This window comes from Arsukibacterium tuosuense (assembly GCF_900215315.1).
In the GTDB taxonomy this organism is placed as follows: Bacteria; Pseudomonadota; Gammaproteobacteria; order Enterobacterales; family Alteromonadaceae; genus Alishewanella; species Alishewanella tuosuense.
The window spans coordinates 344,841-369,415 of sequence record NZ_OBEB01000005.1; the positions used below are offsets into that span (position 1 = coordinate 344,841).

The following is a 24,575-nucleotide window of genomic DNA, read 5'->3' on the forward strand; positions in this document are numbered from 1 at the left end:
AGCTAGCAGCAAACCGAGTGCCAGTTAATGGCGCTACGGTTGCTATCCTGTAACAGGCTATTGGTTTGCAAAAAGTGGCCGCAGCCTAGAAAGCCCCGATGCGCCGATAATGGCGACGGGTGGGGTGCTGTCAGAATGTGGTGGCGATCACCGTCAATCAGCCGAGCCTTCTTCTGGGCATGGCTGCCCCACAGCAAAAACACAATGCCTTCGCAGTGCTGGCTTACTGCCGTTATCACCTGATCGGTAAACTGCTCCCAACCCAACTTGCGATGCGAGTTGGGCTGATTGGCAATCACTGTCAGTACGGTATTAAGCAATAATACCCCCTGCCCGGCCCAGCTTTGTAAATTGCCATGGCCAGGTGGGCGAAAATCAGGGTATTCCAGCGCCAGCTCTTTGTAGATATTCACCAGCGACGGCGGTACCTTTACCCCATCCCGCACTGAAAAAGCCAGACCATGAGCCTGGTTCGGGCCATGATATGGATCCTGGCCTAATATCACCACTTTTAATTCCGATAGCCCGGTAAGCTTAAACGCATTAAAGACATCGGCCTGTGGCGGATAGATTACCGTACCGGCGCTGCGCGCGGCCGTAACTTCAGCCAGCAACTTGCTGAAATACGGCTGCTGCTTTTGCTCACCTAATAGTTGTTGCCAGTCGGTCATGCGCGTTTTAAGGTCCTGATCACCTGTTCAAGGGCTGCAAAGTCTGCCGCAATATCGATGCTAAGTCCAGACTCTGCGGCACAAGCGGCCAGTGCCGGTGGCAACGCAATCGGGCTACCGAGAATATTCTCGACCTGTTCTTTAAACTTTGCCGGATGAGCGGTAGCAAAGAAAATACCAAACTCATCAGCTGCCAGACTGCGTTTCAATGCCTTGTAGGCAACAGCAGCATGCGGCTCACTTAAATAGCCCAACTGCCACAACTGGCGCACGCCAAGCTGGGTATCGTCTTCATCGACCGCTATTGCTTCAATATCATCCCGGCTGATCACACCTTGCGCCAGCAAGGCCTCTACCCGTGGCCAGTTATTGGGGGCACTGACATCCATGGCATTGGACAGCGTCGCTACCGTGGTTTTCGGTTGCCACTGCTGGTTTTGCCAGTAACGTGGTACCGTGTCATTGCTGTTGGTAGCGGCAATCATCCGCTTAATTGGTAAGCCCATTGCTTTGGCTATCAGGCCGGCAGTCAGGTTGCCAAAATTACCACTGGGTACCGATATCACTACTTTGTCCCGTTGCGCCGGCGGTACCTGCGCTATGGCTTCAAAGTAATAACAAATCTGCGCAAACAGCCGGCTGATATTAATAGAGTTGGCCGAGGTAATATTAAATTCCTCCACCAGCGCTTTATTGTCAAACACCTGTTTGACCAGTGCCTGACATTGATCAAAGTCACCATCGACGGCCAGCGTGGTAATGTTGTCACCCAGGGTAGTAAACAGCTTTTCCTGCAGGCTGCTGATTTTACCTTTAGGGAACAGAATAACCACCTGCACCCCGCTCTGACGGTAAAACGCATGGGCTACCGCCGCACCGGTATCGCCCGAGGTAGCGGTAACAATCGTAGTCGGTTCAGGTTGCGCTTTGGCCAGTGCCTGCGCCATGAAGCGGCCGCCGAAATCTTTGAAAGCCAGAGTTGGCCCGTGAAACAGCTCCAGAGCACTGACGTTGTCGGTTACCTTCACCAGCGGCGCCGGAAAGGCAAAGGCCCGGTCCAGCATGGCCAGCAACTCAGCTTCCGGCAACTCATCACCAATTAATGCGGTTAAGATTTTGCTGCTGCGCTCAACTAATGGCAGCGCCAGCAAAGCATCAATATCCAGTTTAGGCCAGCGGGTCGGAAAAAATAAGCCCTGTTGCTGGCCCAGGCCCTGGCGTACCGCCTGTAAAAAGCTGACCTGCTCGGTCGTTACTTTCAAATTTGTTAATTGCATCTTCAGATCCTTTGGCCGAAATCGGCAGATGGCTGTGGCAGCGCTCTGGCACCAGCAGCAGATAGTTGGCAAATCCGGGTACAGGCATCAGCATTTTTAGCATAATGTTGCTGCAGGTATGCGGCAGCCTCACTGGCAGTATTATCATCCGGACACAGTGCGAATAAGGTGGGTCCGGCACCGGAGATACCCAGATGTAACACGCCTTTTTCCGTTAACCCACGGCGCAGCACCGGCAGCTCAGGAATGAGCGGTGTGCGCGCTGGCTCAGCCACCAGATCCTGCAGTGCAGCAATGGCTTCGTCCTCATCCTGACAATATAACGCACTGACAAAGCGGCTGAGCATGCCGGCAAATTCAATACTATTAGCCAGGCTAAGTTGCTTTGGCAATAAGGCCCGGGCAGCCTTGGTAGATAACACAGTGCCGGGGTAGCTTAATACCACCCGCCAGTGGCTGAACCAGGGCAACGCCCGGCTTGCTTTACTACTGCCCGGTAGCATCAGCTGTAAGCCACCGAGATAGCTTGGTGCCACATTATCATAGTGAACACTGCCGCTAACGCCGCCCTCGGCTTCGGCCATTAACTGCAGCAATTGCGATTGCGATAATGGCTGACCAAAATACTGATTGAAGGCATAACAGGCAACGACAATAGAGCAGGCACTGGAGCCCAGACCGCTGCCGACCGGCAGGTTCTTCTGCAAATGCAGCGCCAGCCGCGGCAAGGGTTTACCAACCGCCTGCTCAAAGGCATAAAAACAACTCAGCACTAAGTTATCACTGCTGTCTGCTGGCAACTGATGGCGATAACGGCCGCTGATTTGCAGGCTCAGCTCGCTCTGCTCAGCATGAATTTCCAGTACATCACCAAATAGCTCGTCGTCTGCTGATTTAACGGGCAGCGGCTCAAAGGCCGCGCCCAGCAAATCAAAGCCGACAGAAAAATTGCCGGTGGAAGCCGGCGCAAAATAACGGTGTATTGTTGAATTGGTCATCGTCGTTACACCTGCTGCTGCCAGCTCAGGGTGCGCATAATATCGCTGAATACCCCGGCTGAAGTAACCGCAGCGCCGGCACCATAGCCTCGCAGTACAAACGGAATGGGCTGATAATAACGGCTGTGAATAGCCAGAGCGTTTTCACCGTCTTTCACCTTAGCCAGTGGGTGATCCTGGTCCAGTGCCTTAATAGCCACCTGACACTTGCCGTCGCGAATTTCACCTATATAGCGCAGCACCTTACCCTCAGCCGCTGCCGCTTTCACCCGCTCACTAAAGGCAGCGTCCAGCGCGGGCAAGCGTGCCATGAAGTCGTCAGTACTGCCGCTGCTGTCAAAATCTGCCGGTAGTACCGGCTCGATACTGACATCGCTCAGCTCCAGCGCCATCCCAGCTTCGCGGGCCATGATCAGCAGTTTACGGGCAACGTCGGTGCCGGATAAATCATCACGCGGATCAGGCTCAGTAAAGCCCATCGCTTTAGCTTTAGTGGTGACGTCAGATAAACTGGCACCGGCTTCCAACTCACCAAAAATGTAAGACAATGAACCGGATAAAATACCTTCAAACGCCAGTAACTCATCACCGGCGTTTAACAACCCCTGTAAGGTATCAATAACCGGCAAGCCTGCGCCTACCGTGGTTTCATACAGAAAGCGCCGCCGTTGCTGCTGTGCTACCTGGCGCAACTGCCGGTAGTAACTGAGGCTGGCGGTATTGGCTTTCTTATTAGGGGTAACCACATGAAAGCCGGCTGCCAGAAAATCTGCATACTGGCTGGCAATAGCTTCGGCACTGGTACAATCGACCAGCACCGGATTAGTCAGGTGTTGCTGGCGGACAAAATCACTCAGTGCAGCCAGCGAAAAGCTGCTTTGGCTTTGGCTAAGATCAGGCTGCCAGTTACTAAGGTCAACGCCCTCTTTAGCCAGTAATAACTGGCGGGAATTAGCAATGCCATACACGGTTAATTTTACCTGGCGTTGCTGTAAAAAGCTTTGCTGGCGCTCAATTTGCGCCAATAACTCAGCGCCCACTACGCCGCAGCCCACCAGAAACACATCGATACTGGGAATGTGACTGAAAAAGTTTTCATGGCATACACGGACCGCATCTTTACAAACCGCCTGCTCAACCACTGCAGAGATAGAGCGCTCGCTGCTGTCCTGGGCAATCGCCACCACGTTAACCCGGGCCTGCGCCAACGAGGCAAAAAACTTTGCCGCCACACCGCGATGCTGGCGCATGCCATCACCGACCAGGCTGACAATCGCCATATCGGCCAGGATACTGACCGGTCGCAGTAAGCCGGTTTGCAGTTCCAGCTCAAACTCCTGCTCCAGCGCTTTTTGCGCCCGGTTGAGATGCAGTTGCGATACACAAAAACTGATACTGAACTCTGAAGAAGACTGGGTAATTAAACTGACCGAAATTTGCGAGCGGGCCATCGAGGCAAACACCCGACTGGCCATGCCGACTACCCCTTTTAAGCCTGGGCCCGATACGGTAAACAGCGCTAAATGCTCCAGGCTGGAGATGCCTTTTACCAGGGCTTCACCATCCCCGCTGACATCAATGCAGGTACCTGGCACAGCCGGATTTAAGGTGTTTTTGATGTAACAGGGAATTTTATAGCGCGCCAACGGACCGATGGTTTTCGGGTGCAGCACCTTGGCCCCAAAATACGACAGTTCCATGGCTTCATCATAGGATAAGCGGTCAATCAGCCGGGTTTGTTTGACCTGACGCGGGTCAGCACTGTACACGCCATCAACGTCAGTCCAGATTTCACAAGCCGCCGCCCGGATACTGGCCGCGACTATCGCCGCCGAATAGTCAGAGCCATTGCGGCCCAGCAAGGTCGGTTCACCCTGACTGTTACTGGAGACAAAACCAGCGATTACATATACCGCTGCGCTTTGTTCGGCAATGGCCTGTTGCAGGGTTTGCTCAGAGCCTTCAATATCAGCGCTGGCATTTAAGTAATCGCCCTGACTTTTGATCAGACTTACCGCATCCAGCGCCAGCGCATTAACCTTATTGGCAACCAGCAAGGCTGTCATTAAGGCGACACTGAACTGCTCGCCCAGACCCAGTATTTGCGCTTTAATATGGTCCGGGCAATGCCGCAACAAGCTGATGCCCTGTAAATGTAGCGCCAGCCGCGCCAATTGCTGCTGCCATAACGCCTGCACCTGGCTGGCCTGCTCTGCAGATAAGCCTGCCGCCTCGTTTAACAGCTGTTGATAACGCTCCGCCAGTGCGGTTAACACGCCCTGATAGTCAGATCCCAGATAAGCCAGGTCGGTCAGTTCTACCAGCATATTGGTCACGCCCTGGGGTGCCGACAATACCAGACACACCGGGCCGGCTGCCGCCTGACGCTGCACGATTTGCGCAACTTCGGCAAAGCGTGGCAGTGATGCCAGCGACGAGCCGCCAAATTTTAGCACTCTCATTTTTTTACTCCTTGCGCATCGAATTAATCATTATGTTGTTATTGCCGACCAAGGCCAGGTAATTACCTGTTATTGTTTTAAAAAAAAGGCCCGTGACGTTTGAGGTCACGGGCCTTTTTACAGACAACACACCGCCGACCTCCTACCCCGAAGGGTGGGTGGTAATAATAATGGTGGTGAGGTCTGCTGTTTTTATTTTCATAAGATGCACTATGCACAGACTTATAGACGTCTGTCAAACAAAAAATAGTCGCTGTTACGTTTTTACCTTTTTGAGGGAATCTATTAATTCAGGATAGTAAGTCACCACCTGATTGCGGCCATTCCGTTTCGCCTGATACAAGGCTAAATCAGCCTGTTGAATCAGTTCATCTGCGCTGGTAGCAATGCTGAACTGGCTTACCCCGACACTGACGCTGGTCATCAACTGCTGCTGTTGATATTCAATTGGCGTGGCGGCTACCCGTTGGCAGATCCGCTTCGCTACCTCAATAGCACCCTCCAGCGGCGTGTCGGGCAAAATAATAGCAAACTCTTCGCCGCCGTAACGGCCGAATAAATCGGTTTCCCGCAGCAGGCTGCCAATTAATTTAGCCACTTCAATCAGCACAATATCGCCGGCCTGATGGCCGTACTCATCATTTAAACGTTTAAACTTATCTAAATCGAAAAACAGTAACGATAACGGATGCTGATAGCGCCCGGCCCGCTGCACCTCAACCTCAAGTTGCTGCTGCCAGTAATTCCTGTTCAACACACCGGTTAAACCATCCAGCCGGTTTACCTGCTGCAACTGTAAATTGCTCTGCTGCAACTGGCTCTGATAAACGTAGGCGTCGGTGGCGTCTTCAATTAACAGACAAACAAAATGCTCGCCGCTGCTGGGTTCCGTCAGCGGCAGCATATTGCAATTTTGCGCCATATACTGATTGGCACTGCTGACCGGCCGTAAATGGGGTAATTTGAACAAATACTGGCGCTGCTCCCAGGAGCTGAACGCAGGACTTTGCAAACTGAGTACACTGTTAAGTTTGCGACTGAGCCAGGCTTTGGGTGCATCTGCAAAAACACTGAACAGGTCTTTGCCCTGCACCGACTCCAGTTGAATGTCGGCACGGCGGCAGATATACGGATTAATATAAACCACCTGCAACTGCTTATTCAGCAGAATGACTCCACTGTTCAGCTGCTGCAGCAACGGACCAGACAGCCAGTCAATATCCATCAGAATTCCGCCAGTACGTTATCCAGAATGGCTTTTAGTTTTAACACCGCCTCGCCTGGGATCAACAAAATCATGTTGCAGTCAAAACTGTAGTCGGTTAACTCGTACCGGATATCAACTTTCAACGCCAGTTGCCAGTGAAACGCCGTTTGCTCCAGTTTACTGATAAAGTCATTATCGCGTGACGAAATAATCCGCGGCGCCGCATAAGAAAAACTGTTGTCCAGCTGTTCTGCCAGACCATTTAAAAAAGTGGTGGTAAGAATAGAGCTGATGTCAGTCAGCATTTCTGCTTCACTGGTGGCATCGTCGTCGTAGCCCAGCAACGCCGCTATTTTGCCGGCATTCTCCAGCTGATACAGCAGAATAGTTTCACCGCGCAGTCCACCGTCGCCAAAAAAACCCAGGCTTATCATTGAGCTGTTAAGGCCCTGATATTGGCCACGAAACTGCTCGGGTATTTCCGCGGCGTTAACCAGACCAATGGCCGGCACCTGCAAGTGGACAAAAGTATTGAGAAAACGAGCCAGTTTGTCACTGGCCAGTCCCATCGCCACATTAATCAGCTCCTGCAAGCAATCACGCTGCTCTTCAGTAAAACTCAAATCCGTCATATTAAGCCATATTGTCGCATCACTGCGCTGAGTTTATCGGTATTTACCGGCTTTTGAATAAAGGCCAGGGCACCAAGATCCATTACCCGTTTTTGCATTTCCGGCTGAATATCAGCCGATACGACAATGACAAAAACATCCATTCTTTCAGCTTTAATTGCTTCAAGTACACCTACACCATCCAGCTCTGGCATGGTCAGGTCCAGAAATACCACGCCAATCTCCTGGCCACGCAACACCGTTAATGCCTCCAGGCCATTAGTTGCCGTTACAATCTCGGCATCAAATGCTGCAGGCAGGGATTTCTTCATTTGATTGCGGGCTAAAAGAGAGTCATCACAAATTAAAGCGGTTAAAGCCATCAGTACTGCCTGTTAATAAGTTGTATTTATCGATCTGTTGGTTAAAAAATATATACAGATGGCCGCCATAAAGCAATAACCGGCCAATAATTAGCGCTTTGACACTTATTTAGTACCAGCTATTTTAAAAAGCTGCTTTATTGGTTAAGGTAGACCAGACTAAGTATCACATAATCCGGTGAAAAAAAGGTTATTGCATGCAGCAAAAAAGCCTGTCCCGCAATCTGCTTACCAAGGTGTTGTCAGTCTATTTTATTCTGACCTTGATCGTTACTCTCGCTCAGATTGTGGCGGAGTACTATAACACCAAAAACTTGATTAACAGTGACTTAGAAACCCTGCAACAAACTTTTTCCGGCAGTTTAACCCGGGCTATCTGGGAGCTGAATACACCGCAAGCATTAATTATCGCCGACGGTCTGCTATCTATTCCTGCGGTAGAAGGCATAGTAGTTCGTGACGACAGTGGTGCGGTAATCACCCAGCTCGGACGTTACATCGATGTTAAAGAACGCTTCAGTAGTCAGTTAGTACGCGAGGGCGTACGCTTAACTGAACAACAATCTGGCATTTTCGGTTACACCTTTCCGCTGATTTTCGAATTTTCCGGCCGGGCAACTCAGGTTGGGGACGTCACGTTATTTTCCAGCCGCTCAGTAGTGATTGAACGGATAAAAGTGGGTATTTATTTTCTGGTGGGTAACGCCATGCTGAAAACCACTTTCCTGATTATTCTGTTTTTAATGGCGTTTCGAAAACAACTGACTGAGCCGCTGGCCGATTTAAGCCGGCAAATCGAAGATTTAGAACTGGACCAGTTAGATGGTGCCCGGGTTGAAATTGATAAAAGTCAGTCGTCAGAGCTAACCTTAATGGCTGATGCCTATAACCGGTTGATTAACCGGGTGCAGGATTACAAAGCCCAGCTGGGTAATACCCAGAAACAACTACTGACCTCAAATGAAAAACTGGACCAGCAAAACCTGGTGCTGGAACAGGAAGTTGCCCGTAAAACATCGGGTCTTAGCCAGGCCATGATGGACTTACAGCAGCAGAAACAGGAACTGGAACTGAAGCAGCAAAGCCTGCGGGAAGAAATTGAACGCCGCCGCCATACCGAAGATGCCCTGCGTAGTAAACAAACCGAGCTGGAGCAGCTGGTTGAGCATTTAAACCAGGCGCAGGACCGGCTGGTGCAATCTGAAAAAATGGCAGCGCTGGGCGGCCTGGTGGCCGGTATTACCCATGAGGTCAACACGCCGGTCGGGATAGGCGTTACGGCAACCAGTTTTCTGACTGAAAAGCTCACCAGTTTACAGCAGGCCTTTAACGATAAATCACTGACCTCAAAAACCCTTGAAGCCTTTATCACTGAGGCGCTGCAGGGTACTGATTTACTCCAGTCAAATTTAAGCCGCGCATCTGAACTGATTGCCAGTTTTAAGCAAATTGCCGTTGACCAGGCCAGTGAGGCTATCCGCACCATTAACCTGGCAGAATACATCAATGAAGTGATCCGCTCTCTGCAACCCAACTTTAAGAAAACCCAGCACCACATAGAAGTGAATTGCCCGGATAATATTACCCTGCGCTGTCCTGCCGGTGCTATTTCGCAGATTTTTACCAACTTACTGATGAATTCGTTGATCCATGGCTTTGAGGACATCAAAGAGGGCCTGATCCGGATCACGGTGCTGGATGAAGATAACAACGTCGATATTCGCTTTAGTGACAACGGCAAAGGCCTGTCGCCAGAGCAACTGGAAAAGCTATTTCACCCGTTCTTTACCACCAAGCGTGAACAGGGTGGCAGCGGCCTGGGCACCCATATTACCTATAATCTGGTCAGACAAACGCTGGGCGGCAGTATCACCGTCAGCAGCGAGCCTGGCCAGGGTTTGCAATACCATATTCGCTTTCCAAAAAACCTGAAACTCGACGGCTGATCCGCGTTATACTCGCCAGCTTGTTAAAAGAAGGACAGGTTTGTTATGTGGTTTAAAAATATCCGGGTTTACAAATTAAGTGCCCCACTAAGCACTGATCCGCAGCAATTAGAAGCCGCGCTGGCAGAATTTAAATTTGCCCCCTGCACCGGCCAGGAAGCGGTCAGAACCGGCTTCAGTTTCCCGCTGCACGCCAGTATTAAACAGTATTGCCACCCGATGGCTCAGGGCTGGCTATTCGCCGTAAAACGGCAGGAAAAAGTCTTACCCGCCGCGGTAATTAATGAAGAGCTACAGCCTAAAATCGACGCGATGGCCGCTGAACAGGGCCGGCCTCTCAGTCGTAAAGAAAAACAAAGCTTAAAAGAAGAACTGATCCAGACCTTACTGCCGCGCGCGTTCAGTCGCTCTACCCTGACCCATGGTTATTATGATGCCGAGCACAACTGGCTGGTCATTAATACCGGCGGCGCCGGCAAAGCAGAAGATATTCTGGCATTACTGCGCAAAGCACTGGGCTCACTGCCAGCCTTACCCTGGCTGGATAACCATAAATTAAACTCGCACCTGCAGCTATGGTTACAAAATCAGGCGCTGCCTGAGGGCTTTATGCTGGGTAATGATGCAGAGTTAAAAGCCCCGGATGAAGAAGGTGCAAAAGTTAAATTCACCAACCATCTGCTGAGTGCTGATGAAGTACAAAGCCATCTGCAAGATAAACTGGTCACCAAAATTGGCTTACAGCAAGCTGAAGGTTTAAGCCTGCATGTCAGTGATGACAGCAGCATTAAAGGCATTAAGTACCACGAGTTGCTGACCGGCCAGAATGAAGAAATGGGCTGGGAAGATTTAAGCGTGCGGCTCGATGCCGACTTGTTGCTGATGAGCAGCAGTCTCAACCAGGCGCTGCTGGCGATTGCTAAGCAACTACAACAGGCCAGCACCGATTAAGCAACTACCGTTAATTAAATAACGCCCGCACATCCTGGTAACTGTCGGCAATTTCCCGTTGCTGCATAAATTCCGGCACCGGTACCAGCTCGCGGGCGACATAATCCGCTAATAAGGTCTGAGCCAGCTCTGGCAGATAATAATTACGGTTTATTGCCGCCAGCCGGATAAAGTCGGTATAACCCGGCTCTGGCTCACTGCGGGGTTTACGCCAGTGTTCAACCACCGGCATAAATTCGTCACCAAAGCCCCAGCTTTTAATAATTTTCAGGCCCACTATGGCGGCAATTTTATCAATCAGTACCTGCATAAAAGCCGGATGACCGAAAACCTCAGGATGACGCTCGGCTTCAATCAATACCGGTAACGCGCCGATATTATGCACCAGCGCGGCCAGTGCCATCACATCACTACTAAGCTTACAACCACTGTGTCTGGCTTTATAGAACTGCAGACAAGCCACGGCTACACTGGCGGTTTGCACACTGTCCCGCCACAACCTGTCCAGCTGTTGCTGCACCTGCTTATGCTGCGACACAAACAATTGCTCCATCGCCATCGCAATTGCGATGTTTTTTATCTGGCTCAGGCCAATCCGGGTTACCGCCTGATTTAAGCTGTTCACCTGAATTGAACGCCCCATAAAAGCACTGTTGGCCACTTTTATCATTCTGGCCGACAACGCCGGATCCTGGCTGATCACCTCAGCCATTTGCTGTAAGCTGATTTGCGGATCATCAGCCCGCTCGCGCACTCTGAGCGCAATATCAGGTAACGTCGGCAATACCAGCCGATCCGAGCGGATTTTTTCATCCAGAATAATCAATAACGCACGTTGTGCACTCATACCCTCTCCCGCCAGTGGTTAATACTCATCCTGGCTACTTGGCTGAGTATGGTTAATATATCGCTCCATCTCAACCAGTAATACTGCAATAGCAGCCGGCTGCCCGGTTACCGCCTGTTCAATTTCACCGGCCAGTCTGGTGACTTCCGGATAACCCATACTGCCTGCACTGCCTTTGAGACTATGAGCAGCAAAGCGCAATGCTGGCCAGTCTTTGGCCTGAAAATTCTGCTGGAGCTCAGCCAGTAATACCGGCAATTGCCGGCCAAACTGCCGTTTTAACGCCTGCATTTGCGGGTCTTGCTCCAGGCGCTGCAACCAGTCTTGCTCGCTGTCTTTGCGTACCTTGGCAAAGCGGTTAAGGATTGCCAGAAACTCACTTTGCACCACGGGCTTACCCAGCAGGGCCTGACAACCGGCCTTTTTGTAGCGGTCAACATCTTCGCTCATCACGTTAGCCGTGACGGCAATAATCGGCACCTCAATACCGGCATGACGGATCAGCCGGGTGGCCTCCTCGCCTCCCATCAATGGCATCTGCATATCCATAAACACCAGATCAAACTCATCATGCAGCACCCGTTCAACGGCTTTATGGCCATTGTCGACCACCACCACCGTCGCGTTACTTTTTTCCAGTAATAATTTCAGCAATAGCTGGTTGTCAGGGTTATCTTCCGCCACTAACACTTTTACTGAGCTGTCGGCCGGCAGCGGACTAATGCTCTCAGGCTGCCTTTGCTGAGGTTGATAGCGGTCAACCAACTCAATGTCCTGCTGCTGACAATTTAAAATTACTTCAAAGCAACTGCCAATGCCCTTAACGCTTTCGACCTGAATATCGCCATCCATTTGTTCCATTAACTTTTTGGAAATTACCAGACCCAGCCCGGTACCACCGAAATGCCGGGTTACCGTGGCATCAGCCTGAACAAAGGGCCGGAAAATCCGTGCCAGTTCATCATCGCTCATGCCAATGCCGGTATCTTTAACTTTTACTGACAGCTGCCGGGCCATCTGGTCATAACTAACCTGAAACACCACCTTGCCTTTCTGGGTAAATTTAACGGCATTACTACTCAGATTCAGCAGCACCTGGCGAAAACGCAGACTGTCGTTATTCAGCATTTTAGGCAGTGGAAACTGCCATTTCAGTTGGCAGGTCAGGCCTTTGCTTTGGGCCTGCTCACATGCCAGCTGATAAATATCATCAATGGCGGCCAGGCAGTCAAACTGCTCCCGGTTTAATTCCAGTTTGTCGGCTTCAATTTTGGACAGATCTAAAATATCGTTGATCAGGCCCAGCAGATGGTCGCCACTTTTCAGCACCCGCTTTAAGTAATCCTGCCGTTTATGCGGGTCGTTTTCCTGCAGTGCCTGCTCACTGAAACCAATAATAGCCGTTAACGGGGTGCGGATTTCATGGCTCATATTGGCCAGAAACACACTTTTCAGCCGGTTGGCCTGCTCAGCGGTTTCCCGGGCTAAAATCAGCTCCTGGTTGGCGCCGGCCAAATCATCATTGGCCCGGGCCAGGTCCTGAGTACGACGCAATACTTTATCTTCCAGCTGCTGTTTGTACGCCCGCTCCCGCTCCCGGTATACCCGCAGCTGGCGCACCATCACGTTAAAAGCAGCAAACATATCGCCCAACTCATCCTGCTTTTTTACTTCCAGCAGCACAGATAAATCGCCACGTCCCACGGCCGTTTTAGCAGCGGTAAGCTGTTTTACCGGGCTGAAGATATGTTTGATCAGTAACCAGTAGACCAATAGCGGCAATAGCAGACAAATCAGCACCATCAGCAGCAATAATACCCGCGATAGCCAGCGTTGCTCGTCGTTAAGCTGCTCTGGATCAAGCCCGTATAACAACTGGTAATTACCGGGCAATGGCGTGCCCAGTAACTCGCGGTACTGGCCCAGTAATAATACGCTTTTCAGGCTGTCAGCACCGATGCTCTGTTGGATTTGTCGAAAGTTCGTTGGCGCAAAGGCACTGCTGATTAACGCCGGATCAGCCGCATAAGCGATGGTAGCAGTTTTACTGATCATCAGGTTGACACTGTTGCTGGTATAAGGTGTGTTGACGATAGTATCCAGCAAGTCAGGGCTTACCATCATAACCAGATATCCCCACAAGCGGCGGGACTCAGTAAAGGAGCTGACATACAACTTTTTGGCAAAGTACAACTTACGTTCCCGACTGCCGGGCAACGGCGCCAGAAAATAACCCTGCTCATCAATCATTGCCTGCAGCGGTGAAAAATACTCGTTGCGAAAACGGTTTGGTACGGCAACTGTTTCAGTGATCTCAGGCAGATGCAGCGCATACTCGCCATTTAGCTGCACCAGCTTTATCGCCTCAATACTGGGCTGTTCTGCTTTAAAACGTTGCCAGTGGTTCAACAACGGCGGCAACAGGTCGCTGGCATTGGTTTGCAGGTATTGCTGTAAATCAGGGTTCAGCGCCAGCATTTGCAGCTGAGTTTGCTGGGTGCTGATAAATTCATACAATTGTTGCTGTTGCCCGGCCAACGCACTGCGCACCTGATAATAGGTTTGTTGTTGCATATATCGCTGACTGTACTGGTATGCCAGATAGCCGAAAAGTAACACTGGCAACACCAGCAACGGCAACATATAGGCAACCAGCGTTTCTCTTAACCTCATAACAGCACGAGCCTGATCTGCACTTTAGTAAACAGTAAGGAGCACAGCATAACCAGCTAACCGGCAAGCGACAAGCATATTGGTATAAAGGCTTGTTAAGTTGGCCGATTCTCTGCTGCCGCGGTCTGTTGGCCATGCCCATCAGAACTGCTTTTAACAAAGCGGTTTAACAGCGCCGGCAAAATGGTTAAATCGGTCAGTAACGCCATTAACATTGCCGCAGCGGTCAGAATACCAAAATATACGCTGGGCAGAAAATCTGAAAAAGCAAACACCGCGAAACCGGCCGCAATAATGACGGAGGTAAAAACAATAGCCATACCGGTGTGGGTAAAGGTGGCGCTAAGTGCGTTGTCGGCTGACGGTTGTTGCAGGTAGTTGTGAATAAAGTGGATAGTATCGTCCACTGCAATACCCATGGCAATGGCCGCAATCGTAATTGTCATTAAATCCAGCGGTATATTCAACCAGCCAATTAAACCCACTATCCCTAAGGTAGTAAGTACATTAGGGATCAGCGCAATTATGGCAATTTTCAGCGAGCGGAAAATTGCCAGCAGCACCAGGCCTAACGCCAGATACACCAGGCCTAAGGTGGTAACCTGCGAGTCAAATAAACGGGATAAAATATCCTGATACAACACAAATAAATTGGTCAGTTTATAATCCGCCGGCGCCAGACCAACGGCTTGTAAATCCTGATGTAACTGCTGCATCAACTGCTCACGGTTTAAATCGGCAGTGGTATCCTGAATACGGGTAGCAATCCGCACCTGCTTAGGTGAGTCAGCCAGATAAGCCCCCACCAGCTGATTAGTGACCTTGCTGCTGAGCATTTCGTAAATGGTGTCCAGCTCGTATTCAGTAAGCGGTTTATCATCATTCAGCTGCCTGGCTAAAGTGGTGAAATTGATCAGCGACGTGACACTGCCGGTGGCCTCAAAGGCATTAACAGCGGCATGCGCCAGGTGCAACTGGTTCAGTTGGTCGGCGGCTATCACTAAATCGGGTTTAGACTGCTCCGGGTTAAGCGTAATAACAATATCCAGTGGCGTAGACCCACCAAATTGCTGATCAATAAACGCCAGCTCCTGATGCACCTGGGTGTCTTTGGCAAAATAGTTAATAAAGCTGTTTTCAACATTCAGCCGGCTGATGCCGGTTGCCAGGCCAACAAACAATACAGCTATTAGCACGATTACCGGGTAAGGCCGGCGCTTAACCAAACCAGCTGTCTGCTGCAGACCCCGTGCTAACCAGCCGAAATCGGCGGTTTCAGAACGGGCTTTTAATAAGCTGAGCAGTGCCGGAAACAATAGTAGGCTGACACTCATGGTAATTAGCATGGCAATCAGCATCATAAAGCCAAAATCGACCACCGGTTGAATACCACTGAATATAAGCGAGCCAAAGCCAACTGAGGTGGTCAGGGTGGCATAAAAACAGGGGGATATTTTTTGCTGCAACATCCCTTTCACCCGCTGTTGCTGGTTAAGCTCTGGCTCATCGCGGGCGATTTCCCGGTAGGCCCCCAGCAAGTGGATCATTACCGCCAGAGTTAAAATAAGCTGCAGCGCAATAAAATTAGCTGAAATAACGGTGGTACGAATATCCAGCAGGCCGAATAAACCACAGGTTAGCAACACGCTGACACTGCAACTGAGCAGGGGGAAAAACACCCCGCGCCAGCTGCGATAAATAATCAGTAACAGCATGGCAATAATCAGGGAAATCGCCAGGCCGAACGTGGCTAAATCACTTTTGATCATGTCGACCAGATGCTGCCCTACTACATAAGCACCACCAACATAAGTAGCAGCTTGCTCGCCTACCTGCTGGTTAAATTGTTCAATTTGTTCAATTTCCTGCTGGCGCTGTTTAATTAAACGCTGGCGTATCGGATCAGCAGTGCGCTGCAACTGTGTCAGTTCAGCCTGTTCATCTTCACTCAATTCACGGCTGAGTGTGTGCTGCTGAATATCGAGGATCTGAGCGTCAAGTTCAGTAAGCTCGGCATCAGCCTTAAACACAATCTGAATGCCTGCGGCAGTTTGCGCTTTGTTAAATAACAAGTCGGTAAAAATAGGATGATCGGTTAATAGCTGGCGCATTTGGGCCGGCGGGTATTGCTGTTGCTGCCAGGTCAGGCTGCTAACATCCTCTCCTGAGGTAAACGCACTGGCATCGGCCAGCAATGGCACCGTCAACATTGAGGTAACCGAACTTACCCGCTCGAGTGTGGCATAGTCGGCACTTAACGCCGAAATATCAGCAAAGGTTTGCTCCGAAAACAACTCGCCGTCTTTGGGTTGGTATGCCACCAGAATAAACTCATCCGGTGAGAAGCGCTGATTCGCCAGCTGGCTCTCAATATACAGGGCATTATTTTTTACCAGCAGGGTTTCAGCTGAGGCGTCAATCCGGAACTGGCTTAAAAAGGTTGCTGCCAGCGCCATCAACACAATAAACAAGCCAATAATGGCCCAACGGCAACGGACAATAGTGCTGGCCAGCCAGGTAATAACAGCGCTTTGCTTACTCTGGTTTGACATAAGCTTCGTCCCGTTTTAGGCCCTGAAGATGCTGGTTACGAAAGTAGATATAAGGATCGTCAGCCTGCTTATACAAGGTTTGGTATAAGTTAGCCCGATCCGAGAAACTGTTAATTACATTCACGCCCTGCAGGTAATAGGCGTCTGGCGCCCCGACCAGCTGGTTAAGCGGATGTAAAAACGCCTCTCCCAACACCGAGCTGGCACCACGCACATCACTCTGGCCCAGAATGGGCAGTACTAAGTAAGGGCCATTGCCTACCTGATAGTGGCTTAACGTATCGGCAATACTTTGTTTTGACTTGGCGATATCAAACCAGGCCGTGGCCGGGTCAAACAACCCAAGAATGCCAATAGTCGAGTTAATCAGAAAACGCCCAAGGTTGGAACCGGCACCTTTGAAATCCCCGGTCAGGGCATTGTTAACCAGGTTCAGTGGTTCGCGGATATTGGCAAAAGCATTGCCCACTTTATCCCGGACTGGCGCCGGCAGCACTTTTTCATAGCCTTTTGCCACCGGAATTAATACGTAGGTATAGGAGACATGATTAAAGCGAAATACTGCCCGGTTCCAGCCTTCCAGCGGATCATGGTACAACGGCGTGGAAGCACTTTTTTCTGCATCTGCTGCTCCATCAGCTTCTGCAGCAGCCGAATCATCTGCAACCGGCTCCATATCAACCACTGTGGGCTCAAGCTCCAGCGTGCCCTGTGAGGTTTCGACTTTAGTCGTCTGGCCGGCGCTTAACTGCTCTGCCGCGGTCGGCTCGTTATCTTCGGGCTTGGCCTTATCTGCCTGACTACTGCTAACGCTGCGGTCTTCACTGGCCGCTGCGCTGGCTGTTGGCTCAGGTTTAGCGGCACAACCGGCTAGTACGGCAGCAAGCAGCCAGATAAGGGTATAACGATGGTTCATCCTGTTACTCCGTATAACTTTACTGCAAGCGCCAGCTGCGCCCAAGATTAAAACAGCAGCATAACACGATAAACAAAAAAGGCGCCTAGGCGCCTTTTAAAAAATATTTAACATTAACATTACCTAAAATACTTTTTTTACTTATCCTAAATCATCGCCGGGCTGACAAAGCTGTCGAGCCGATCAGCTCCGGGAGCATACAAATAGTATGTGACCGGAGTGAGCGGTGAAGACAATGCCGTCAGCGTGGCGAGGATGACGGATAAGTTATTCCCATTCTATTGTCGCTGGTGGCTTGCCGCTAATGTCATATACCACGCGGGAGATCCCATTTATTTCATTAATGATCCGGTTCGACACCTTACCCAGCATGTCATACGGCAAATGCGCCCAGTGTGCAGTCATAAAGTCGATGGTTTCTACTGCTCTAAGCGAAATAACCCAGTCGTATTTACGGGCATCACCCATAACGCCAACTGATTTCACTGGCAGGAATACCGCAAAAGCCTGACTGACTTTATTGTATAAATCCGCTTTGTGCAGCTCTTCAATAAAGATGGCGTCGGCGCGGCGCAGTAAATCACAGTATTCTTTTTTAATTTCGCCCAGTACCCGCACGCCTAGACCTGGCCCCGGGAACGGGTGGCGATACAGCATGTCGTATGGCAAGCCCAGCTCCAGGCCCACTTTACGTACTTCGTCTTTAAACAGCTCGCGCAGCGGTTCCACTAAACCCAGTTTCATATGGGCCGGTAAGCCACCCACGTTATGATGCGATTTAATCACATGCGCTTTACCGGTAGCCGAGCCGGCAGATTCAATCACATCCGGATAAATCGTGCCCTGGGCCAGCCACTTGGCGTTTTCCAGTTTTTGCGACTCTTCGTCGAATACTTCAACAAATACCCGGCCGATAATTTTGCGCTTGGCTTCCGGCTCATTTTCACCGGCTAAGGCATCTAAAAAGCGCTGCTCAGCGTCAATTTTAATAATGTTCAGGCCAAAATGGTCACCAAACATATCCATTACCTGCTTGCCTTCGTTTAAACGCAGCAAGCCGTTATCGACAAACACGCAGGTCAGGTTGGCACCGATGGCGCGGTGCAGCAGCATGGCGGTAACCGAGCTATCGACGCCACCGGATAAACCGAGAATAACCCGATCATCACCAATTTGCTGTTTTAAGCGGGCCACCGCATCTTCAATAATGGTGGCCGGGGTCCACAGTTTGTCGCAACCACAAATGTTCACTACGAAATGCTCCAGCATCCGCAGCCCCTGGCGGGTGTGGGTCACTTCCGGGTGAAATTGCACGCCGTAGAACTGGCGGGCTTCATCAACCATACCGGCATGCGGGCAGGTTGCTGTCTGGGCGCAGGTGACAAAGCCTGGCGGGATAGTCATCACTTTATCGCCGTGGCTCATCCAGACATCCAGCAAGGCATTGCCGTTGCCACCGATATGATCTTCAATTTTGGCAAAGAAGTCGTTAGCCGCAATCACTTCTACCTGAGCATAACCAAACTCACGTAAGTCAGAACCCTGCACTTTACCGCCCAGTTGCTCAGCCATGGTTTGCATGCCATAACAAATACCCAGCACCGGCACACCGGCGTTAAATACATATTCCGGTGCCCTTGGCGAGTCCGGGTTCGGCACGCTTTCCGGGCCACCCGATAAAATAATGCCAGTGGGGTTAAATTCGCGAATTTGCTCGTCGCTGACATCCCAGGCCCATAATTCACAATATACGCCAATTTCCCGGACCCGACGGGCAATTAGCTGGGTGTACTGCGAACCGAAATCCAGAATTAAAATACGATGGTGGTGAATGTTCTTGCTCATAACAACCTTTGTAAAATAAGGCGGCGGGCCAGGCCCGCCGTAAAAAACTGATGTTGTCAGCCTAACCGGTAGTTAGGCGCTTCCTTGGTGATTTGCACATCATGCACGTGTGATTCACCCATGCCGGCAGCAGTAACCTTAACAAACTCAGGCTTGGTGCGCAGGGTCAGCATATCCGGGCTACCGGTTAAACCCATCGCTGAACGCAGGCCACCCATCTGCTGGTGAATAATATTTTCAATCGGGCCTTTATACGCTACCCGGCCTTCGATGCCTTCCGGTACCAGTTTCTCGGCGTTGTTACTGCCCTGGAAGTAACGATCTGACGAGCCATTACGCTGTGCCATGGCGCCCAGTGAACCCATACCGCGGTACGATTTATAATAGCGGCCCTGATACAGCTCTACTTCACCCGGCGCTTCTTCAGTGCCGGCGAACATCGAGCCGACCATCACGCAGTGCGCGCCGGCCACTAAGGCTTTGGCAACATCACCGGAGAAACGGATACCGCCATCGGCAATAATACAAACATCAGTGCCCTTTATGCCTTCTACTGCATCTGAAATAGCGGTAATTTGCGGTACACCACAACCGGTAACAATCCGGGTGGTACAAATCGAGCCTGGACCTATGCCTACTTTCACGGCATTGGCACCGGCTTCAGCTAAGGCTTTAGCGCCTTCAGCGGTGGCAACATTACCGGCGACAATTTGTAAATCCGGGTACTGAGCACGGGTTTGTTTTACCCGCTCAATAACCCCTTGTGAGTGGCCATGAGAGGTATCAATTAACAGAATATCGACGCCGGCTTCAACCAAAGCGGCAATCCGCTCGTCAGTGCCCGGGCCTACGCCTACTGCAGCACCAACCCGCAGGCGACCTAATTCATCTTTACAGGCATTGGGTTTACTGGCGGCTTTATAATAATCGCGCACCGTAATAAGGCCCTTTAGTTTGTAGTTGTCATCGACAACCAGCACTTTTTCAATCCGGTGCTGGTGCATCAATTTAAAGGCTTGTTCGCGCGGGGCGTTTTCGTTGACAGTAACCAGCCGCTCACGTGGGGTCATTACCGCCTGCACGCTGGCCTGTAAATCGGCTTCAAAGCTCATATCGCGGCCGGTAACTATACCAACCAGGTTCTGCTCTTTGTCCAGTACCGGAAAGCCGGAAAAACCATGCTGCTGCGCTAAAGCCTGCACTTCACGCACTGTCATATCAGCTGAGGCGGTAACCGGGTCAGAGACCACACCGCTTTCGTACTTTTTCACCTTACGGACATTTGCGGCCTGCTCTTCAATGGTCATATTCTTATGAATAAAACCCAGACCACCTTCCTGTGCCAGCGCTATGGCTAAGCGGGCTTCGGTTACCGTGTCCATAGAGGCCGATACCATAGGAATATTCAGCGTGATGCTTTTGGTCAGTTGAGTGCGTAAATCCGCAGTGTGGGGTAGTACGGTAGAGTGCGCCGGCACCAATAACACGTCGTCAAAGGTAAGGGCTTCTTTCTTGATCCTGAGCATTGCAACAATCTCGCTGTGAAGGATGAAAAGATAGGGAATGTTGCGGCGCTATTTTAAAGGATTGTTGGTGATAGAACAATCGGTTTTTTCTTTTTGTGTTAACGGCAGGCCTTGGCGTAAACTAGCCCCAGAACAGCTAACCCTGGGCCACTCATGCAAAACCCCGATATTTATACCGTTTCCCGTTTAAACAGCGAAGTCAGACTTATTCTGGAGCTGCAGTTTCAGCGCTTGTGGCTGGTGGGCGAAGTGTCTAATTTTGTGCAGGCGGCGTCGGGCCACTGGTATTTTTCATTAAAAGATCAGGCCGCCCAGGTAAAAGTGGCAATGTTTAAGCAGGCCAACCGCAATGCTACGGTAAAACCACAAAACGGCCAGCAGGTACTTATTCGCGCGCGGATCAGCGTGTACGAGCCGCGTGGCGAGTATCAGCTGCTTGCTGAAATGATTGAACCGGCCGGCGATGGCCTGTTAAAGCAACAGTACGAGCAATTAAAAAACCGCTTACAGGCCGAGGGCCTGTTTGATGAAGCGCGTAAACAGCCGCTGCCGGCCCATATTAACCGGGTAGGCGTTATTACTTCACCAACCGGCGCGGCCATTCGCGATATTGTCAGCGTACTGCAGCGCCGCGCACCGGGGATTGAAGTGATTATTTACCCCTGTTTAGTGCAGGGCGAGCAAGCCGCCGGCCAACTCAGGCAAATGCTCAGCACCGCCATTCGGCGTAACGAAGTGGATGTATTAATAATCGGCCGCGGCGGCGGTTCGCTGGAAGATTTATGGTGTTTTAACGACGAGCAACTGGCCCGCGCCGTTGCCGCCTGCCCTATTCCGATTGTCAGTGCCGTCGGCCATGAAATTGATTTTGCCCTCACCGATTTTGTCGCCGACGTACGGGCCCCTACTCCCTCGGCCGCAGCAGAGCTGGTATCACCCGATCAAAGCCATTTACTCGAGCGGTTGCGCCGCCTGCAAAGCGCTCTGGTACAAGCACAGCGCAGTAAGCTCAACCATTTGAAACCAGATCTGAAGCAACTGGAGCAACGCCTGTTAGCGCTGCACCCAAAACGGCGCTTGCAACAACAGCAACAACGCTTAGACGAGCTGCAACTGCGTTTAAACCGCACCATTACCCAGCAGCTTGCTAATGCCAAACGCCAGCAGCAGTATTTACAGCAAAGCCTGCAGCACTTGTCCCCTGCTAAAGCCATTAAGCAACAGCACGAACAGCTACAGCAATTACAACAACGGCTGCAACGCAGCATCAGCCAACAACTAAAACAGCAACAACAAACCCTCGGCCGCTTAAGCAACCAGCTAAACACAGTAAGCCCACTGGCCACCTTAGCGCGCGGCTATAGTATTACCTTTGATGACAAGCAACAGGTGGTAACCTCCAGCAGTCAGCTAAAAGCCGGCGACAAAGTAGCAATTAAACTGGCAGAAGGTGGTTTTGATGCCGAGGTGAAAAAGCTAAATGATGCTTAAGGACCTACCCTGTGGGTCAAAGATTAATGAGGGTAAAATGAAAATTAGCAAAGACAACAAAGTTGCAATTATCGTTCGCGCCAAAAAAGACTGCGAAAAGCTTGAAGCGATAAAAGCTGAGTATCTTAAACACTGCTTCAAGGTGGCTAAAGCCGACTTAGCGCAAGGAAAGGTGGTTGACGGCGAAACCTTTCTTAAAGCGTTGTAGTAACTGCTATGCAGAATAAACGTTATCAACTGAGTAACTTAGCCCAGGCTCATCTGCTGGGAATAAAAAGCCAACCACAACTGCCACAAAATCATCTGAAATAGAACTTCGCATGGAAATTACTAAAAAACTACAAATGCTTTTTAAACCAATCGGTAAGCGCTTTATCCTTCTCTTCCTTGTGCCCTGTTAGATCATGCCCGCCGGTATCAAAGGTTTTAAACTGAAACGGAATACCGTATTGGGTAAACCGCTCACTCATTTGCACCGCATTGGCGTAAGTGACTCTTTCATCATCTTTGGCATGAATCAGTAACACCGGTACTTTTGGCAATTGGTCAGCCCAGTAAATGGCTGAGCGGGCTTTTAGCGCGGCTTCTTCGTTTTCGGCAAAATCAGGAATTAACTTACTAAGCAAAAAGCGGCTTTTTTCGCTTCTGTCCCTGAAACTAAAGACATCACTCAGGCCTGCGACAATGGCCATAGCTTTAATATCCGGGTACTTTTTTGCAAACAGATAACTTTGCATGCCGCCGCGGCTTGAACCGTAAACCCCTATCCGGCTGCTATCGGCAATATCCAGACTTTTAATAATAGGCACCAACGCCAATACGTCTTCAACATCGATTCCGCCATATTGGTCTTCAGTGCCGTCAGCAACAAAGTCTGCTGGCTTTAATCTTTTGCCACTCCAACGATACTGGCTACCAATAACCGCAAAACCTTCTGCAGCCAACGGCATTAAGTCATGCATCATTCTGCCGACATTAACCCTGCCGTAAGTCGTGTTACCGCCCCGGTTATAAATCACTGTTGGCAGTGGCGTTTTAGCAGCAGTCGGATAAATAAGATATCCGTCTACCGTTACGTCACCTACCTCATAGGTAAACCAGTTGCAGCTCAAAGTAGTTTGGTAAGTTTCGAAGTCTTCTTTGGAGAACGGGAAGTTTTCTAATTTGAAACCTGGCTTGTTAGACAAAAAGCCAAGCCATTTATCGTAGCTTGCAAAAGGGCCGCGAAAACAACTATGTATATCAGACATTCCGGTTTGCTCAAATGTCTCAACAGCTTTCGCATTACCGACACATAACATTAAGAACAACAAGACAGTGCACTTCCAGGCCATATGCATAACATCCCTATAACGATAAATTCTTTTTTTGGTACAAAGAAACTACCACAACAGGTTGAGCAGTTCGATTATTTTTTTGCGGGGTTAATGTCAGTACAGTGCCAAAATACATTTAGCCTGCATTAACATCCAGAATATTGCTACCATGCTGAGCAATACCCAGAACACTTTTGTAGCGTACTTTGGCTAAGTGGAGAGTTATGTCACACAACACCATTGACCTGAATAAACAGCGCCAGCCGTTGGATCACCTGGAGTCTGTCTGGCTGTTTGGTTATGGCTCGTTAATTTATAAAGCCGATTTTCCTTATCTCAAGCGCAAGCCCGCCTGTATTTATGGCTGGCAGCGCCGCTTCTGGCAGGGCTCGCATGACCATCGCGGCACGCCTGAGGCACCGGGGCGGGTATTAACGCTGATAGAAGCACCAGGCGCACGCTGCGCTGGGATGGCCTATCAGGTAACGCCCGATACCTTTGAGCATTTAGACCACCGCGAGAAAAACGGTTACCTGCGGGTATTTACTCAGTTGCATTGGCTGGACGAACCTGGAGAAACTGAGGGCCTGGTGTATTTAGCCAGCGCTGATAACGAGGCGTATCTGGGCCCGGACAGTGACGAGGCTATCGCGGCTCATATCGCCCAAAGCGAGGGACCAAGTGGCCCTAATAGTGAATACTTACTAAAACTGGCGCAGGCTCTGCGGGACATGAATGAACACGATGAACATGTATTTGCTATTGAGCGCGAGCTGCTAAAGCTGATAAACCGATAGTTAGGAAATTGGGGTCACCCATTAGCCTCTCGGAGTCAACAGCGTAACCAAACCCGCGCGCACGGTTAAGTGCGCGTCTCTTTTATTCCTTGTAAACCAATAACCT

The 24,575-nt window shown here is 50.4% G+C and carries 19 protein-coding genes; 5 read left to right on the forward strand and 14 right to left on the reverse strand.

From position 1 onward, the window contains the following. Positions 1-2: 2 nt before the first annotated feature. The 7 genes from ung to CRO03_RS12490 all read right to left on the reverse strand — a co-directional run bounded on the left by ung (position 3) and on the right by CRO03_RS12490 (position 7,609). Entirely contained in the window at positions 3-671 is a 669-nt protein-coding gene (gene ung, locus CRO03_RS12460; RefSeq protein ID WP_097111946.1) for a uracil-DNA glycosylase, read from the reverse strand. Beyond that, on the reverse strand, positions 668-1,948 hold the full coding sequence (thrC, locus tag CRO03_RS12465; protein ID WP_097111947.1) for a threonine synthase: 1,281 nt from the start codon (positions 1,946-1,948) through the stop codon (positions 668-670). Before thrC ends, ung begins: the two co-directional genes overlap by 4 nt. A gap of 2 nt (positions 1,949-1,950) precedes the next feature. Beyond that, a complete protein-coding gene (thrB, locus tag CRO03_RS12470) occupies positions 1,951-2,946 on the reverse strand; it encodes a homoserine kinase (RefSeq protein ID WP_097111948.1) in 996 nt (331 codons plus the stop codon). Positions 2,947-2,951: 5 nt separating this feature from the next. Then, on the reverse strand, positions 2,952-5,408 hold the full coding sequence (thrA, locus tag CRO03_RS12475; RefSeq protein WP_097111949.1) for a bifunctional aspartate kinase/homoserine dehydrogenase I: 2,457 nt from the start codon (positions 5,406-5,408) through the stop codon (positions 2,952-2,954). Positions 5,409-5,664: 256 nt separating this feature from the next. After that, positions 5,665-6,633: a sensor domain-containing diguanylate cyclase gene (locus CRO03_RS12480; protein ID WP_097111950.1), complete on the reverse strand. Its 969-nt coding sequence runs from the start codon at positions 6,631-6,633 to the stop codon at positions 5,665-5,667. After that, the gene (locus tag CRO03_RS12485) at positions 6,633-7,247 is read right to left on the reverse strand and encodes a chemotaxis protein (protein WP_097111951.1); all 615 of its coding nucleotides are present in this window, start codon (positions 7,245-7,247) and stop codon (positions 6,633-6,635) included. Before CRO03_RS12485 ends, CRO03_RS12480 begins: the two co-directional genes overlap by 1 nt. After that, positions 7,244-7,609: a response regulator gene (locus CRO03_RS12490; protein WP_097111952.1), complete on the reverse strand. Its 366-nt coding sequence runs from the start codon at positions 7,607-7,609 to the stop codon at positions 7,244-7,246. The genes CRO03_RS12485 and CRO03_RS12490 overlap by 4 nt, the downstream gene beginning before the upstream one ends. 197 nt (positions 7,610-7,806) lie before the next feature. Here CRO03_RS12490 and CRO03_RS12495 point away from each other — a divergent pair, with 197 nt between their 5' ends. Together CRO03_RS12495 and CRO03_RS12500 are read left to right on the forward strand one after the other, a co-directional pair. Then, complete coding sequence (locus CRO03_RS12495) at positions 7,807-9,555, forward strand: sensor histidine kinase (RefSeq protein WP_097111953.1); 1,749 nt, start codon at positions 7,807-7,809, stop codon at positions 9,553-9,555. A gap of 45 nt (positions 9,556-9,600) precedes the next feature. After that, the gene (locus tag CRO03_RS12500; protein WP_097111954.1) at positions 9,601-10,506 is read left to right on the forward strand and encodes a recombination-associated protein RdgC; all 906 of its coding nucleotides are present in this window, start codon (positions 9,601-9,603) and stop codon (positions 10,504-10,506) included. Between the two features lie 10 nt (positions 10,507-10,516). Here CRO03_RS12500 and CRO03_RS12505 read toward each other — a convergent pair whose 3' ends face one another. The 6 genes from CRO03_RS12505 to guaB form a co-directional block, all read right to left on the reverse strand. Beyond that, entirely contained in the window at positions 10,517-11,353 is an 837-nt protein-coding gene (locus tag CRO03_RS12505; RefSeq protein ID WP_097111955.1) for an HDOD domain-containing protein, read from the reverse strand. 18 nt (positions 11,354-11,371) lie between these two features. Then, positions 11,372-14,026 (reverse strand): hybrid sensor histidine kinase/response regulator, encoded by a 2,655-nt coding sequence (locus tag CRO03_RS12510; protein ID WP_097111956.1) that lies wholly within the window; start codon positions 14,024-14,026, stop codon positions 11,372-11,374. A 95-nt stretch (positions 14,027-14,121) separates the two neighbouring features. Next, positions 14,122-16,578 carry an efflux RND transporter permease subunit gene (locus CRO03_RS12515; RefSeq protein WP_097111957.1) on the reverse strand — a complete coding sequence of 819 codons (2,457 nt, stop codon included), beginning with the start codon at positions 16,576-16,578 and terminating at the stop codon, positions 14,122-14,124. Then, complete coding sequence (locus tag CRO03_RS12520; RefSeq protein WP_097111958.1) at positions 16,562-17,494, reverse strand: MlaA family lipoprotein; 933 nt, start codon at positions 17,492-17,494, stop codon at positions 16,562-16,564. The genes CRO03_RS12515 and CRO03_RS12520 overlap by 17 nt, the downstream gene beginning before the upstream one ends. A 267-nt stretch (positions 17,495-17,761) precedes the next feature. Continuing rightward, a complete protein-coding gene (gene guaA, locus CRO03_RS12525) occupies positions 17,762-19,339 on the reverse strand; it encodes a glutamine-hydrolyzing GMP synthase (protein WP_097111959.1) in 1,578 nt (525 codons plus the stop codon). 56 nt (positions 19,340-19,395) lie between these two features. Further along, entirely contained in the window at positions 19,396-20,865 is a 1,470-nt protein-coding gene (guaB, locus tag CRO03_RS12530) for an IMP dehydrogenase (RefSeq protein ID WP_097111960.1), read from the reverse strand. 153 nt (positions 20,866-21,018) lie between these two features. Here guaB and xseA point away from each other — a divergent pair, with 153 nt between their 5' ends. Both xseA and CRO03_RS12540 read left to right on the forward strand, forming a co-directional pair. Next, a complete protein-coding gene (xseA, locus tag CRO03_RS12535; protein WP_097111961.1) occupies positions 21,019-22,356 on the forward strand; it encodes an exodeoxyribonuclease VII large subunit in 1,338 nt (445 codons plus the stop codon). A gap of 37 nt (positions 22,357-22,393) precedes the next feature. Beyond that, positions 22,394-22,564 carry a prevent-host-death protein gene (locus tag CRO03_RS12540; RefSeq protein WP_141397749.1) on the forward strand — a complete coding sequence of 57 codons (171 nt, stop codon included), beginning with the start codon at positions 22,394-22,396 and terminating at the stop codon, positions 22,562-22,564. 130 nt (positions 22,565-22,694) lie between these two features. Here CRO03_RS12540 and CRO03_RS12545 read toward each other — a convergent pair whose 3' ends face one another. Continuing rightward, entirely contained in the window at positions 22,695-23,606 is a 912-nt protein-coding gene (locus CRO03_RS12545) for an alpha/beta hydrolase family protein (RefSeq protein ID WP_170949012.1), read from the reverse strand. A gap of 290 nt (positions 23,607-23,896) precedes the next feature. Between CRO03_RS12545 and CRO03_RS12550 the strand changes: the two genes are divergently transcribed. Further along, positions 23,897-24,469 (forward strand): gamma-glutamylcyclotransferase, encoded by a 573-nt coding sequence (locus tag CRO03_RS12550; protein WP_097111964.1) that lies wholly within the window; start codon positions 23,897-23,899, stop codon positions 24,467-24,469. Positions 24,470-24,575 lie beyond the last annotated feature (106 nt).

Bases quoted from the DNA above. Each gene is read 5' to 3' on its own strand.
- ung (WP_097111946.1), bottom strand. From the start codon at position 671: ATGACCGACTGGCAACAACTATTAGGTGAGCAAAAGCAGCAGCCGTAT.
- thrC (WP_097111947.1), bottom strand. From the start codon at position 1,948: ATGCAATTAACAAATTTGAAAGTAACGACCGAGCAGGTCAGCTTTTTA.
- thrB (WP_097111948.1), bottom strand. From the start codon at position 2,946: ATGACCAATTCAACAATACACCGTTATTTTGCGCCGGCTTCCACCGGC.
- thrA (WP_097111949.1), bottom strand. From the start codon at position 5,408: ATGAGAGTGCTAAAATTTGGCGGCTCGTCGCTGGCATCACTGCCACGC.
- CRO03_RS12480 (WP_097111950.1), bottom strand. From the start codon at position 6,633: ATGGATATTGACTGGCTGTCTGGTCCGTTGCTGCAGCAGCTGAACAGT.
- CRO03_RS12485 (WP_097111951.1), bottom strand. From the start codon at position 7,247: ATGACGGATTTGAGTTTTACTGAAGAGCAGCGTGATTGCTTGCAGGAG.
- CRO03_RS12490 (WP_097111952.1), bottom strand. From the start codon at position 7,609: ATGGCTTTAACCGCTTTAATTTGTGATGACTCTCTTTTAGCCCGCAAT.
- CRO03_RS12495 (WP_097111953.1), top strand. From the start codon at position 7,807: ATGCAGCAAAAAAGCCTGTCCCGCAATCTGCTTACCAAGGTGTTGTCA.
- CRO03_RS12500 (WP_097111954.1), top strand. From the start codon at position 9,601: ATGTGGTTTAAAAATATCCGGGTTTACAAATTAAGTGCCCCACTAAGC.
- CRO03_RS12505 (WP_097111955.1), bottom strand. From the start codon at position 11,353: ATGAGTGCACAACGTGCGTTATTGATTATTCTGGATGAAAAAATCCGC.
- CRO03_RS12510 (WP_097111956.1), bottom strand. From the start codon at position 14,026: ATGAGGTTAAGAGAAACGCTGGTTGCCTATATGTTGCCGTTGCTGGTG.
- CRO03_RS12515 (WP_097111957.1), bottom strand. From the start codon at position 16,578: ATGTCAAACCAGAGTAAGCAAAGCGCTGTTATTACCTGGCTGGCCAGC.
- CRO03_RS12520 (WP_097111958.1), bottom strand. From the start codon at position 17,494: ATGAACCATCGTTATACCCTTATCTGGCTGCTTGCTGCCGTACTAGCC.
- guaA (WP_097111959.1), bottom strand. From the start codon at position 19,339: ATGAGCAAGAACATTCACCACCATCGTATTTTAATTCTGGATTTCGGT.
- guaB (WP_097111960.1), bottom strand. From the start codon at position 20,865: ATGCTCAGGATCAAGAAAGAAGCCCTTACCTTTGACGACGTGTTATTG.
- xseA (WP_097111961.1), top strand. From the start codon at position 21,019: ATGCAAAACCCCGATATTTATACCGTTTCCCGTTTAAACAGCGAAGTC.
- CRO03_RS12540 (WP_141397749.1), top strand. From the start codon at position 22,394: ATGAAAATTAGCAAAGACAACAAAGTTGCAATTATCGTTCGCGCCAAA.
- CRO03_RS12545 (WP_170949012.1), bottom strand. From the start codon at position 23,606: ATGTCTGATATACATAGTTGTTTTCGCGGCCCTTTTGCAAGCTACGAT.
- CRO03_RS12550 (WP_097111964.1), top strand. From the start codon at position 23,897: ATGTCACACAACACCATTGACCTGAATAAACAGCGCCAGCCGTTGGAT.